Raw genomic sequence first — 13,047 nt, 5'->3', positions numbered from 1 at the left:
CTCAGCCTTTGACGGCGCCGGCGAGGCCGGAGACGAAGAAGCGCTGGAGCCAGAGGAACACCACGATGATCGGCAGGATGGTCAGTACGGCCGCCGCGGCCAGGCCGGTCCAGTCGGTGCTGAACTCGCCGAAGAACGCGTAGATGCCGACGCCGAGAGTGCGCAGCTCCGGATTGGTGAGGGTGAACACCAGCGGGACCAGGAAGGCGTTCCACGAGGATATGAAGTTGAAGATGGCCACGGTGCCGATGACGGGCTTGGCGAGCGGCAGCATGATGCGCGCGTAGATGCGGGGATGGCCGGCACCGTCGATCAGCGCGGCCTCTTCGAGCTCGTTCGGGATCCCTGCGAAGAAGCCCATGAACAGCAGGATCGCGACCACATGGGCGGGCCCGGCTTCAGCGAGGATCACCCCGGCCAGGCTGTTGTCCAGTCCGAGGGCGTCGACCACGAGGAAGATCGGGATGATGGTGGAGACCTTGGGGATGAACATGGTCGCCACCAGCAATACCACGAGGACCTTCTTGCCGGGCAGGTGGCCGCGGCCGAGGCCGTAGCCGGCCAGTGACGAGATCACGATGACCGAGAGCACCACGGTGAAGGTCACGATGACGCTGTTGAGCATGTATTGGCCGAAGCTGGCCGCGTCCCAGGCGCGCGCGAAGTTGTCCAGATTGACCTGGTCGGGGAGGAGATCGAGGCCGCCGAGAAACATCTCCGACTGGCTCTTGAACGCGGCCGAGACCATCCACAGGAACGGGTAGATCCAGATCGCGGCGAGCGGGATCAGCGCGAGGTGAAGGGCCCATCGCCCCAGCCGCCGCCTTGGGCGGGGGCCGGGGCTCCCCGCTGGGGCGCTGCCTTGGGACGGCGCGCCGGCTCCGGTGCGGAGCTTGTCGTTGGTTCTGGTGGCGGCCATCGCGGCGGTCACCTCCTCGGTATCGGCCCGTGCGGGGCCGTGGGTCCGGTCGTGGTTCATCGGCTGTCTCTGACGCGACGGGAGATGAGGTACTGAAGGGCGGCGGCCAGCGCCACCACGACGCCGAACATCAGCGCGATCGCGGAGGCGAAGCCGTAACGCGGGGCGAACTGCGCGGGATCGAACGCGGTGCGGTAGATGTAGGTCTGCACGATCTCGGAGGCACCGCCCGGCCCGCCGGCGGTCATGGTCTGCACGATGTCGAAGGCGTTGAAGCTCTGGATGGTGGTCAGCAGCACGATGACGACCCCTAGCGGAATCAGCGTCGGCACCGTCACATGCCGGAAAGACGCCCACCGGGACGCGCCGTCCACCTTGGCCGCCTCCAGCAGCTCGCGCGGCACGGTCTGCAACGCGGCGAGCCAGTAGACCAGGGTGACCCCGAACACCTTCCACAGGTCCACGGCGATCACCGTGGGCAGGGCCAGGCTCTCCGAGCCGAGAAAGTTGATCGGCTCGTCCACCACGCCCGGCTCGGTCAGGGCCGCGTTCACCGGTCCGTCCACAGGGGACAGCAAGATCAGGAAGACCACGCCGACCACCGCCGTCGTCGACACCACGGGCAGGAAGAACAGCATCCTGTACACGTTGCGCCCGCCCAACGCCCGGTTGTTCAGCACCATCGCCAGCCCGAGGGCCAGCGGGAGCTGGATGAGCAGGGCGGCGGCGGTGAAGGCGAAGGTGTTGCGGAACGACTGCCCGAACGCCGGATCGCCGATCGCCTCGACGTAGTTGTCCCACCCGACGAAGTCGGTGAGCGGGCCGAACCCGTCCCAGTTGTAGAACGAGTAGAAAACCGTCGCCACGATCGGCCACAGCTCGAACACCAGGAACAGCGCGAGCATCGGGACGAGGAAGGCGTAGTGCCATCGGTGCTTCCTGATCCGCGCCCACAGGCCGCCCTCCGCCAGTGCCGCATGCCTGGGGGATGCGACGCCTAGCACGCCCACGATCTATCTCCTTTCTCGTTGGTGTTCCCGCTCTTCCCGCCGGTGGCATCCACCCTGGATTTTCGAGTGGCCTGGCTCCAGAGGCGGAGATCCCTGGGTCAGGGACGCGGTATGCGGGTCACGCGCAGTTCGTGCGAGCCGTCGGCACGGGTCATCTCGTAGTACAGCCACCACTCCTCGCCCACGGGAACGACGTCCATGTAGCGGATAGAGCCGGTGTTCGTGCCCGAGGTCACCCACGGTCCTGCGGGTGTCAGACGCTGCCAGTCGATCAGGTTGAATGAAAGCGCCAGGCCGGTGCGCTCCTCGTAGTTCTCCGCAGGGCCGGAGGATCCGTCGTAGAAACCCAGGTAGCCGCCGCCGGGCAGCGCCGCGAAGGAGTTGAGCCTGGCCTGGTACCGATCCCACCCGTGGCCGGTCTCCAGCACGGGGCCGCGCCAGTCGAATGTGCGGCCGTCGAGGCCGACCGCCAGACCGGTGGGGCAACTCGTGCCGCCGACGTTGTAGATGTCGCCGGTGGAGTGGGCCCGCGCGCGTGCGGCCTCGTCGAGTCCCGCGTCGGCGGCGAAGCTGGCGAACAGGTAGATCGCCGGGCCGATCCGCACCGCGTACGGGTCCTTGACCCCCTCTGTGCCGGTGCTCGCGGCGGTCAGCACCGGCTCCGCCGTGGCGACGTCGAAGGCGGCGTCGCCGCCCGCGCGGCACACGTCGACGCGCCAGCGCGAGTCGGCCGGATCCACGTAGCTGAGGTAGAGCAGGTATCCATCGCCGTCGGGCAGCAGGCAGAACCTCTCCATGGAGGAGGTCTTCAGCTCCTCCTTCTCCACCGCCCAGATGTCGGTGAAGGAGAGTCCGTCGGCGCTCTCCGCGATGGCGCAACGCCAGCCGCGTTCCCTGGCGTCGCCGCGTGGCCGCCGCTGCCGATAGGTCATCAGAAAGCGCCCGCGCTCGGGCTCGTACAGGACGCCTGGGCAGCCTGTCCAGTAGCCGGCGCCTGTGGCCTCAGGGGGCATCACGAGCAGCCCCTGCTCGGGGTCGAACGCGTCGACCCGGCCGAAGGTACGGTGTGTCATGCGGTAAGTCGCCTTTCGGGTCTGCGTGCGTGGGCCGATAATCGAATGTCAGCGGGTGGTGTAATCCTTCATCGGATCCCAGTCGGCGAACGTGAAGGTCCCGCGATCGATGTCGCCCCCCTTGTCCTGGACCTTCTTCAGTTCCTCGGCGAAGACCCCGTCGAGCTTCGCGTCGAGTTCGGCCGCCGCGGCCTTGTAGTCGATCTTTCCGTTGATCGCGTCGAAGAAGATCTCCGCCTGGGTCGGCTTGGGGGAGTTCTGTGCGATCCCGGCCAGCACCGTGATCGCACCTGAGCTCCGGGTGAGCGGGTTCGGGGCCAGCCGCTGGGTCTCCCGGGCGAGCTCGAGCAGGCGCCGGTCGTCCTGGCTGAGCCGGTCGGCGTACTTGTCGGCCAGTGCGGTCGGTATCTTGCTCATTTCGTAGTAGGCGCGTTGCGGTTCCAGCCCGGCGAGGAACGCGAGCACCCGCGCGGCGGCCGCCGCGTTGGCCGAGCCCTTGCTGATCCCCCAGTACGGCTGGATGCTCCCCGGGTTCTTCGCGGCGCCGATGGCGCCGTAGCCCTTGCGCCCGGAGTCGGGCACGGGCAGCGGAGCGTATCCGAGCTCGATGTCCGGCTTGAGCTTGCGGATCTCTCCCGACCACCAGGAGGGGATCACCGCCATCGCGATCCTGCCCGACGCGAACTGCTGGAAGAACTGCGGAGGCTTGAGGTTCTCCCACCCGACGGGCATCACCTTGCGCGCGACCAGGTCCCGCAGCAGGGCAACGGCCTCGACGAACGAAGGATGGCCCGCGCCCGGCTCACCGGTCTGGTAGTTGATGGGCGTGCCCGAGGGGTCGGTCATCTGCGGGCCCGCGGTGTTCTGCAGGGCGTACACGGTCACCCCCAGCGGCTCGGGGATCTGGCCCACCAGCCCGAAGCCGAACACCTCGCCCTTGGAATCGCGGGTGATCTTCTCCGCCGCCTCACGCAACTCGCTCCAGGTCGCAGGCGGCGTGCCGACGCCGTACTTGTCCATCAGCGCGGCGTTGTACATCAGCGGGCGGCAGGCCCCCCACGGCCGGTGGGTCAGCGACGGCATGCCATACAGTTCCTCTCCCACGTGCAGGCCGCTGGTCGTCGCGTCGCGGGCCTGCGCGGGATAGTCGCGTTCCAGGGTGGTGATGATCTCGGGGAAGCCGTCGAGCGGCTGGATCCAGCCCTTCAGAACGGCCGCGGGCATCTCCGCCGGCTGCTTCACCAGGCGGAAGACGTCAGGCCTGTCATCGCCCTGGAAGAGGAGCTGGATGGAGTTGGCATACTGCTGGTCCGGATAGAAACGGGTGCGCACCTGGATGCCGGTCTGCTCGGTGAACCTGCCCAGCCATTCCGTCAGGAATTTCTGGTCCTGTTGGGTCGCGATGGTGGTGGCGAGGGTCACGGCGGCGGAGCCCCGCTCGGCGGGGTTCCGGCCACCGCAGGCCGCTAGGACGGGAACCGCCGCCGCCGCGCCGAGCAGCCCCAGCGCACCGCGGCGGGAGAGTACTGTTTCCGATGAGACGCTTGTCAACATCTCTTGCACCTTTCAACTGCCGACCGCGCCGACGAGGCCGGTCGCTGATCACATGGGATGGGGCGTACCGCTCCGGTCGGACCGGCCGGGCAGGTCGTCCTGGGCGTCGATGAGCCGGGAGGCACGCGGCGGCACGGGGATGGGGCCGTCGAGGAGCGGATCGCCGGTCTCCCTCATCCACCGCAGCAGCCGGTCGTCGAGGGAGGCCACGGTCTCGGCCATCGCGTGCTCAGCGGCGATGTTCTGCTGCTCCCACGGGTCGTTGCGCAGGTCGTAGAGCTCGACCGGAGGCCGGGGGGCGAGGTGTCCATCGCCGAACCCGCGCCGGGACGGCGACTCCTCGATGTCCTTGGCCAGGACCAGGGCGGGGCCGTCGGTGAAGTTCCGGATGTACTTGTATTCAGAGGTACGGACCGCCCGTATCGGGTCATAGCGGTCGTGGAAGCTCTTTTCAAAAAAGAGCGTACGGTCCCGAGGACCGGCCGCGCCACGCAGCTCGGGGACAATGCTGCGGCCCTCGTGGCCGGGGCCTGCCGAGCCTTCGGCTATCTCCAGCAAGGTCGGCAGGATGTCCAGATGGCTCACCGCCTGGCCACGCCTGCCGGGAGGCACTTCCCAAGCAGCGGGCGGACGGACGATGAGCGCGACCTCCACGCCCGGGTCGTAGAGCGTGCCCTTCGCCCGGGGCAGCGCCGCGCCGTGGTCGGTGGTGAACACCACAGCGGTGCGGTCCGGGTCGCAGTGCCGGTCGATCGCGTCGATCACATGCCCGACGGCGGCGTCGAGCTGCCGGATCGCGCCGTAGAACGCGGCGAGATCCTCTCGCGTGTGAGCGTTGTCCGGCAGGTACGGCGGGACTTCGACGGCGGCGGGGTCGGCGTGGGTGTAGTCCTCGGCCGGCCAGGGGCGGTGCACCTCCCACATCCCGACGGTGAGGAGAAACGGCCGGGACCGTTCTCGACGATTTCGCAGCCATGCCTCCGTCTCCCTGGCGACGGGTCATGCCCTGGGCAGGAATCCCGCGCCGAGCACCTCGTCGAACCCGAGGACCATGGAGTTCGGATGCTCGTGCTGCAGGCCGATCAGCGCGGTGTCGTATCCGAGACCGGACATCAGCTCGGGCATGGTGGCGACGCTGCGCCGGTAGCGCCATCCGGCGTGGGCGAGTCCCATCAACCCGTTGACGTGCGGGGAAAGCCCGGTGAACAGCGACGAGCGGGCGGGCGTGCAGAGCGGGGCGGTCGCGAAGGCGTTGTCGAAGACGACCGACCGCTCCGCCAGCGCGTGCAGGCTGGGGCTGGGGATGGCCGGAGCACCGTAGCACGACAGGAACCTGCCGAGGTCGTGACAGTGGATCAGGACAACATCCGGCGGTCGCTCCACGGTCCGTTGACTCCTATCCGCGCGGCTCCCACGGGATCGGCGCGCGTTCGATGATCGATTGTGACGCGCTGCGGCTGCGCGTCGCGGCCTCCGTCGGGCCGCTTTACGTTAACGGTAACGTACAGGCTGTGTCAGGGGAAGGTCCAGGCGGAACTCAGCCGCCACACGCTCTTAGGGACCGGCCGTCAGCTCGTCGGCGGGAGCTCCCCGGACCCTCTCGGGACGAGATGTGCGGGAACGACCACCCGGGCGGGGCGCTCGCGCTCGCCGACACCGGCGAGCTGGGAAAGCAGCATCTCCGCCGCGTGCCTGCCCATCGCGGGAAGATCCTGGGTCACCACCGTGATCGGCGGGTCGACCAGCGAGGCGGCCTCGAAGTCGTCGAAGGCGATCAGCGCGACCGGGCGGCCGTGCGCCCGGATCGCGCCGAGAATGCCCCTGGTGAGCAGGTAGTTGGTACTGAAGATGGCGGTGGCCGGGTCGTCCTGTTCCAGCAGGGACCGCGCGGCCTCCTGGCCGAACTCCGGGGTGATCGGCCCGATGCGGATCAAGCTGGGATCGTCCCCGACGCCCTCGCGAGCCAGTGTCTCCTTGTAGCCCGCGAGCCGCTCGGCCGCGGGGAACATGTCCAGGCTCGTCACGATCCCGATGCGGCGGTGGCCGTGCCGCAGCAGGTGCTCCACCGCGTCGCGGGTGCCGCCCCGGTTGTCGACGAGGACGGTGGACGCCTCGACACCGACGGGCGGGCTGCCGAGGAAGATGACCGGGCGGCCGCTGTCGAGCTCGGGCTTGAGGTATCGGTGGTCGGCGTCTTCCGAGAACAGCAGGATTCCGTCGAAACCCCGCTCGATGAAGGCCCCGACCAGGGCACGTTCCTGGTCGACGTCGCGGTCTGAGCTCCCGGTGACCACGATGAGCCCCTCGTCGCGCACGAGCTCGTCCACCTCGACGGTGAGCGCGGTGAACAGCGGCGTGTAGGGATAGGGCACGACCATGCCGAGGAGCGACATTCCCCGCCGCCTGCGCAGGGTTGTCGCGAGCTTGTTGGGCCGGAAGCCCAGGGCCTTGACGACCTCCTCGATCCGCCGCGCGGTCTCGGGGCCGACACCTGGTTGCCCGTTCAGCACCCGGGACACGGACATGGCGCTCACGCCCGCCGCTCTCGCCACGTCCCGCACGGTCGGGCGGCGCTCAGCCATGGTCGGATCCTTCTCCTTCACGGGGTACGGCAGCTCCGGGCGCTCCGCCCATCTTCTCGCGGAGACGAGCCCGAGTCGTGGATCAGTTATCGATAACTCTAGGCGAAGCGTTGACAGCGAAAGCGCCCACCACGACGATAGACCGACCGTTAACGGTAACGTTGCTCGATCAGGCGCGCTTCCGGTGGTGGCGCACGCCCTGCTCCCCGCGCCTGGGAGAGCTCGCGGGAGACCACGGACTCGGCGCCGGCGAACGCATGCGGGTGTCCCGCCATCGCCCGCCATCTCCAGTCCTGGCGGCAGACACCCACACACAGGAGGCGGATGATGAACACGAGCGGGCCGGCCGGACTGCCCAGGCGCAGGTTCCTCGGCACGGCGATGGCCGGCGGCGTGGGCGCCTGGGGGCTCACGTCCCTTGGTGCTCCCGGCACGGCGCGGGCGGCGCGGGCGGCGCGGGCGCTCGAGGATCCTGTGGCCGAGCTGCGGTCGAAGTTCTTCACCGGGCCGGTGACCGAGCGTGTCGACCTGGACACCCTCGACCCTGCGCGCCGCCCGGACAGCTCGCAGCTCGGCACCATCGGCCACTTCCAGTTCGTCGACCGGTATCCATGGATGACGCCGGACAACCTGCTCCCGTTCGCGGTGGCCGCCGGGATCAAGTGGGTGCGCACCGGATTCCGCCACGAGGACTGGGGCTGGAGCGCCGGCAAGCCGGGCGCGATGCTGAAGAGCTGGGTGGACGCCGATCTCAAAGCGGGTATCAAGCCGCTGTTCACCATGAGCAACCGCGTCAACCTCGGCACCCCCAAAGAGGTCTCGGGATGGGTCGACATGGTGCGCGCGGCGATCGGCGAGTGGGGCGAGAACGTCGGCGCGTTCATGCTCGACAATGAGCCCAACAACTCCAGCGAGTGGAAGACGCGCTACGGTGGCGAGTATTGGGGCGGTCCCTGGCTCGACGTTTACACACGGATCGCCGAGCAGTGTTGCGAGCAGGTCAAGGCGGAGTTCCCGAACGCCTTCCTGGTCAACGGGATCCAGGTGGAGAGCCAGGCGATGGGCCAGCTCAAGCGGTCGTCGCCGGGCATCGACGCGCTCTGCATGCACCACTACACCTACAAGCACGGGCTGCCGCCGGAATACACCCCGCGTACCGGAGACGCCAATTTCCGCGACTTCGTCACCTCCCACGCCGAGTTCGAGCGGGTCATGAGCGACTACCTCCGCCAGGGCAGGATGCTGCTCGGCAGGCCCGGCCTGCAGATCTGGATGACCGAGATAGGCCTTCCCTCGCTGTCCCTGCGCGAGTTCCCCTCCGACACGCTGGAGCCGATGAGCGAGACGCAACAGGCCAAGACCATCGCCAGGATGCTGGTCCTGGGCCTGCTCACCGCCACCAAGACGTTCCTCTACACCCTCGCCGACCAGGGGCACAACGCGGCGCGGGACGGCGACACCTTCGGCGTCGTGACCGACGACCTGCGGCCCAAGCAGGGCTTCTTCGTGCTCGGCAGGATCAGCGCGCTCACCGGCGGGCGGGCGACGCCCGATCCGGAGTTCCTGGCCATCGCCACCAGACTGGAGGGCGCCCTCCCCGGCTATGTCAAGCGGGTCGGCACCGCGCTGGTCAAGGAGGAGCTGCGGGCCGAACGCCTGGTCACCGCGGACGGGCGTGCCCTGGTCGCGGTATGGTCGACAGCGCCGCCGCGCGAGAGCTTCGCGCCGCGCCGCGCCACGTTCGCGGTGAACAAGACGCTCGGCAAACGACCGGTGCTCGTCGACCCGATGACCGGCCGCTCCCGCTTCCTCGTGACCCGCCCAGGACCCGGCGGCGCCGAGCGGTTCGACCTCGACGTGCGCGACTATCCGCAGTTCATCCTCGCCGAGAAATGACCAACGACCATGAAGATCACTGGAATAGAGGCCATCGCCGCGACGGGACGCCGCACCTATGTCTTCGTCGTGATCGATACCGACGAGGGGATCACCGGTGTCGGCGAGTGCGGCCTGCCGGACGAGCGCGCCGCGATGTTCGGGACCGTCGAGACGGTGAAGGAACTCCTCGTCGGACAGGACCCATTCCGCTCGGCGCACCTGTGGCAAGTGCTTGCGCGCGGCCTCTACTTCCCCGCGCGCAGGGAGCTGTCAGCGGTGATCTCGGCCGTCGACATGGCGCTGTGGGACATCAAGGGCAAGGCGCTCGGAGTTCCCGTCTACGAGCTGCTCGGCGGTAGGGCACGTGACCGGGTGCCGTGCTACGTCCACGTGCGCGGCGGCACGGAGGACACCGCGCGGGTGGTGGAGTCGGCGGTCGCCGCCGTCGAGGCGGGCTGGCGGCACCTGCGCTGGGGGCTGCCCGCCCAGGGCGACATCCTCCAGCCCCGCAGAGCCGTCCGCGTCGCCGTCGAGCAGTTCGCCGCGCTGCGTGAGGCGGTCGGCCCCGACGTCGAGATCGCGCTCGACGTTCACACGCGGCTCGCACCCGCGGAGGCCGTCATGCTCTGCCGCGAGCTGGAAGCCATGCGGCCGCTGTTCATCGAGGATCCGATCCGCGCGGAGAACCCCAGGTCGATGGAGATGGTACGGCTGCGCACCACCGTACCCCTGGCCGCCGGCGAGCAGTTCGGCTCGAAATGGGAGTTCCGCGAGCTGGTGGAGAACGAGTGGATCGACTACGCCAGGATCGATCTCGCGATCGTGGGCGGGTTCACCGAGGCGATGAAGGTCGCCGGCTGGTGCGAGACCCACTACATCGACGTGGTGCCGCACAACCCGTACGGGCCGGTCGCCAACGCGGCGGCGCTCCACTTCAGCCTGGCCTGCCCCAATCTGCTGGTGCTCGAACAGCCGGTGATGCCGGGCAGCGACCTCCTCGACATCGTTCCCGGGCAGCCGCGGTGGGTCGACGGGTGCCTGCTCCCGGGCGATGCCCCCGGGCTCGGGATCACCTTGGACCGGGAGGCGGCGCGCCGTACCGCCGCGGCCGACCGGCTACCCCAGAGATTCCGGCGCCCGGACGGCTCCCTGACGAACTGGTGACGCCGGGGGCGCTACAGCCGCGCAGGGCCGCCGTTAGGTGTTGCTCCATGTCCGGAGTCTCGGCTGGCCCTCGTTGGTGCAGTCGGGGTGGTCCCCGGCGAAGCGGTTGCCCGGCGGCATCAGGCTCCAGTCCGGCAGCGTGCCGCCGTCGTAGGCGGCGCCGATGTCGTTGGAGTAGAAGACGTTTCCGTGCGATGCGCACTCCTGGGAGGTCGGCCGGTCGCACCCGGTCGTGGGATGGCAGAACCACTCCTCGTACGCGCCGCGCACCCCGGTCCTGCGGAAGGTGTTGTCGAAGAGGCGGTTGCCGTTGCTGTCGTTGCGTGTCCGCGTTGCATCGCCGCTGACCAGCTCGAACCGGTTCCGCGTCACCGTGTTCCCATTGCTGTGGGTCTCCAGGTAGACGCCGTGCATGAGCTTGCCCTCAGCGCCCGTGTTCTCCAGCCGGTTGAAATGGCTGGCCTCGACCCGGTTGTCCCTCGAGTTGGCCAGCGACAGCGCCGCCGTGCCGGCGGTCTGCGCTGCGTGCTTGTTGCCGAGCCTGGTGAAGGTCATGCCCCAGATGATGTTCTTGTTGGCTCCCTTGGTGGCGGGCAGGCGCCGCCCGCCGGACGTGGTGAACCTGCCGACGATCTGGAGCCCGTTGGCGTAGTTCTGCACCTGCAGGTAGTAAAACCGCAGCATGGTGGCGCCGCCCGGATGTTCGCTGGGGAGCGTGGCCTTGAACCACCACCCGGCCGCGCCACCTCCGTCGAAGATCGGCACACCGTCGGCCGGCCTGCCGTTGCCGGGCGTGTAGCCGGTGGGCAGGAAGGAGATGGCGTGGCCCGGCACGTAGTGGTCCCACGACACCTGACTGGGCTGCCGGTAGGTGCCCCGGGCGATGCGGACCTCGACGTCCTTGTCCGGGGCGGCCGCCTTGAGCAGGGCCTGTACCCGAGCGAGGCTCGCCACCGCGGATGTGCGCGTGCAGCCGTCGGCGACGTCGGACCCGTCTGCGGCCATGAAGATCCGGTAGACCTCGCCGCTGGCCGGGCAGGCCGCGGCCGGCTGCAGTGGATCCGCGGCGGCGTGCGCCAGGTCACGGCCACCGCCTGCGGCGACCACGTTGCGCAGCATGACGAGCACGGCGTAACGGGCGGTATAGCCGACCGCGATCGACGCCTCGACGCAGTTCTTAGGAAGCGTGTGGTGCTACCGCGCCTTCGAGGTGTTCACGTCCCATCTGGTGACGCGGAGCCCGTCCTCTGACCAGGTGACGGCGACGTTCAGTCCCGCCTGGCTATGCGCCAATTCGCGCTGTCCCCTATGGGCAGATGAGTGACGTACACGCCGTCGGGCCCGGGCTGGAGATAATCAGGGGCATAGGCGTTCCGGATCCTGTATCTGGTGCCGTCCATCAGCACGGTCTTCCAGTGCATCGTCGACAGGTTGCCTCCGAACGCGTCGCAGTCGTAGGAGCCGACTCGGTCCTCCCTGCCTTCCATCCTCAGGCACTTCCCGGTCCACCTGTTCTTGAGCAACCGGTAGCCGTCGGTCCGATCGGGATTGATCCAATGCCACTCCTGGGCTTTGGCATCGGCATCACAGGGCTGCATGCGGATGGCGCCACTGGCGTAGGTGGTCAGGCAATCGCCGGACAAGACATTCCTGAACGCCCAATAGATGACGGCAGAGGCCGACGCGTCGCCGGATGCCGACGCGGCCGACGCGGCGGGGGTCGCTCCGGTGATCAGGATGTATCCCGCCGCGGCGACGATCGCGCTGCTCATTGCCAGGCTCTTCGCCGATCGCCGCCGGGGCTGCGCTGCTCGGGTCTCGATCTCGGGCATGGCGTTAGACCACCTTTCCTGTTGGAGTGCTGTGTCGCCGTACAAGAGCGTCGCGCGTGCCGGAGTGTGACATCGAGCGGCCCGGCAGCGCGTGCCGAGGTGGTGGGCGGGCAGCTGGCCTGACCGCCGTGATGTTCGATCCCTCCGCCACCAGAGAGACCAGAGTCACCGCAGTGGCAGCGTTCCTGCCGCACCAGGCAGGCCGCCTCCCAGCCCTGCTGCTGGAGTTCCGTTCGACGATGATCAAGAAGCCCGGACGTCGCTAACGCGTCAGCACGGTGGCCGCTGGCGAATCCTGCAGCACATCACCACCTGCGCCTCTTGGCCGACGTGCCCGCGCCCGTCCGCCTGCTGCGCCCTCACCTCGCGCCTGCGATCACAACCATCCGAAAGATCTCGGAGAAGGCCCGGCTGATGCTCTCGGGGCGGGGCATCCGCTACCCGGTGCCCGACGGGATGCCCGCTTCGCCGCTGGCCGGCACCGGGTGCCCGATCTGCCGATCGGCGGTGGTCGGTTGTACGAGCTGATGCGTACCGGCCGGTTCGTCCTGCTGGATGCCACCGCCGCGCACGCGGCAGCGACGCCCGGGCGCGACCGTGTCGACGTGGTGCGCGCCGACCGGGCGACCCCGTACGGCGCGGCCGCCACCCTCCTGATCCGGCCCGACGGCTAAAAGCTGTTTTTAGATCACTGACTAGTTGTGGCGATCTTGTCACGATTAGTGCATGAGTCGTGGTGACTTGACGAACGCAGAGTGGGAGCGGCTCAGGCCGCTGCTGCCTGAAGGTGGCGGGAGGGGCAGGCGGTGGAATGACCACCGCACGACCATCGACGGGGTGTTGTATCGGGCGCGCACTGGAGTGCCCTGGCGGATCTGCCCGAGCGGTTCGGCCCGTGGATCACGGTCTACAAACGGCACCGCCGCTGGTCGGCCGATGGCACCTGGCAGATGCTGCTGACCGCGATCCAGGCCGAGCAGGACGCCGAAGGGCGGGTGGACTGGGACATCTCCGTGGACTCCACCACCATCCGGG

The 13,047-nt window shown here is 68.7% G+C and carries 10 protein-coding genes and 2 pseudogenes; 4 read left to right on the top strand and 8 right to left on the bottom strand.

Going from position 1 to position 13,047, the window contains the following annotated elements; genetic code table 11:
- Position 1: 1 nt before the first annotated feature.
- The 6 genes and pseudogenes from E1294_RS31055 to E1294_RS31025 form a co-directional block, all read right to left on the bottom strand.
- On the bottom strand, positions 2-979 hold the full coding sequence (locus E1294_RS31055; protein WP_220448030.1) for a carbohydrate ABC transporter permease: 978 nt from the start codon (positions 977-979) through the stop codon (positions 2-4).
- A complete protein-coding gene (locus tag E1294_RS31050; protein WP_220448029.1) occupies positions 976-1,929 on the bottom strand; it encodes a carbohydrate ABC transporter permease in 954 nt (317 codons plus the stop codon). The genes E1294_RS31055 and E1294_RS31050 overlap by 4 nt, the downstream gene beginning before the upstream one ends.
- A 98-nt stretch (positions 1,930-2,027) precedes the next feature.
- A complete protein-coding gene (locus E1294_RS31045) occupies positions 2,028-3,002 on the bottom strand; it encodes a hypothetical protein (protein ID WP_132514296.1) in 975 nt (324 codons plus the stop codon).
- Between the two features lie 48 nt (positions 3,003-3,050).
- Positions 3,051-4,556 carry an ABC transporter substrate-binding protein gene (locus E1294_RS31040; RefSeq protein ID WP_132514294.1) on the bottom strand — a complete coding sequence of 502 codons (1,506 nt, stop codon included), beginning with the start codon at positions 4,554-4,556 and terminating at the stop codon, positions 3,051-3,053.
- Between the two features lie 48 nt (positions 4,557-4,604).
- A pseudogene (locus E1294_RS31035) lies at positions 4,605-5,939 on the bottom strand (sulfatase family protein).
- Positions 5,940-6,124: 185 nt separating this feature from the next.
- Entirely contained in the window at positions 6,125-7,138 is a 1,014-nt protein-coding gene (locus tag E1294_RS31025; RefSeq protein ID WP_165977569.1) for a LacI family DNA-binding transcriptional regulator, read from the bottom strand.
- Positions 7,139-7,462: 324 nt separating this feature from the next.
- Between E1294_RS31025 and E1294_RS31020 the strand changes: the two genes are divergently transcribed.
- Positions 7,463-9,034 carry a hypothetical protein gene (locus tag E1294_RS31020; protein ID WP_132514286.1) on the top strand — a complete coding sequence of 524 codons (1,572 nt, stop codon included), beginning with the start codon at positions 7,463-7,465 and terminating at the stop codon, positions 9,032-9,034.
- A 9-nt stretch (positions 9,035-9,043) separates the two neighbouring features.
- On the top strand, positions 9,044-10,180 hold the full coding sequence (locus E1294_RS31015; protein WP_132514284.1) for a mandelate racemase/muconate lactonizing enzyme family protein: 1,137 nt from the start codon (positions 9,044-9,046) through the stop codon (positions 10,178-10,180).
- 33 nt (positions 10,181-10,213) lie between these two features.
- On the opposite strand, the gene E1294_RS31010 is transcribed toward E1294_RS31015, so the two are convergent.
- A complete protein-coding gene (locus tag E1294_RS31010) occupies positions 10,214-11,299 on the bottom strand; it encodes a right-handed parallel beta-helix repeat-containing protein (RefSeq protein WP_165977568.1) in 1,086 nt (361 codons plus the stop codon).
- 149 nt (positions 11,300-11,448) lie between these two features.
- On the bottom strand, positions 11,449-12,012 hold the full coding sequence (locus tag E1294_RS31005; RefSeq protein ID WP_132514280.1) for an RICIN domain-containing protein: 564 nt from the start codon (positions 12,010-12,012) through the stop codon (positions 11,449-11,451).
- Positions 12,013-12,497: 485 nt separating this feature from the next.
- Here E1294_RS31005 and E1294_RS53105 point away from each other — a divergent pair, with 485 nt between their 5' ends.
- Together E1294_RS53105 and E1294_RS30995 are read left to right on the top strand one after the other, a co-directional pair.
- On the top strand, positions 12,498-12,686 hold the full coding sequence (locus tag E1294_RS53105; RefSeq protein ID WP_165977567.1) for an aromatic-ring hydroxylase C-terminal domain-containing protein: 189 nt from the start codon (positions 12,498-12,500) through the stop codon (positions 12,684-12,686).
- Positions 12,687-12,738: 52 nt separating this feature from the next.
- Positions 12,739-12,956, top strand: a pseudogene (locus E1294_RS30995) (transposase); the annotation flags it as partial.
- Positions 12,957-13,047: the final 91 nt, after the last annotated feature.

This window comes from Nonomuraea diastatica (assembly GCF_004349015.1).
Lineage (GTDB): Bacteria > Actinomycetota > Actinomycetes > Streptosporangiales > Streptosporangiaceae > Nonomuraea > Nonomuraea diastatica.
This window is presented reverse-complemented; position numbering and strand designations above follow the sequence as displayed.

Excerpts from the sequence above, each read along its gene's own strand:
- E1294_RS31055 (WP_220448030.1), bottom strand. The coding sequence starts at position 979 with ATGAACCACGACCGGACCCACGGCCCCGCACGGGCCGATACCGAGGAG.
- E1294_RS31045 (WP_132514296.1), bottom strand. The coding sequence starts at position 3,002 with ATGACACACCGTACCTTCGGCCGGGTCGACGCGTTCGACCCCGAGCAG.
- E1294_RS31040 (WP_132514294.1), bottom strand. The coding sequence starts at position 4,556 with ATGTTGACAAGCGTCTCATCGGAAACAGTACTCTCCCGCCGCGGTGCG.
- E1294_RS31025 (WP_165977569.1), bottom strand. The coding sequence starts at position 7,138 with ATGGCTGAGCGCCGCCCGACCGTGCGGGACGTGGCGAGAGCGGCGGGC.
- E1294_RS31020 (WP_132514286.1), top strand. The coding sequence starts at position 7,463 with ATGATGAACACGAGCGGGCCGGCCGGACTGCCCAGGCGCAGGTTCCTC.
- E1294_RS31015 (WP_132514284.1), top strand. The coding sequence starts at position 9,044 with ATGAAGATCACTGGAATAGAGGCCATCGCCGCGACGGGACGCCGCACC.
- E1294_RS31010 (WP_165977568.1), bottom strand. The coding sequence starts at position 11,299 with ATGCTGCGCAACGTGGTCGCCGCAGGCGGTGGCCGTGACCTGGCGCAC.
- E1294_RS31005 (WP_132514280.1), bottom strand. The coding sequence starts at position 12,012 with ATGCCCGAGATCGAGACCCGAGCAGCGCAGCCCCGGCGGCGATCGGCG.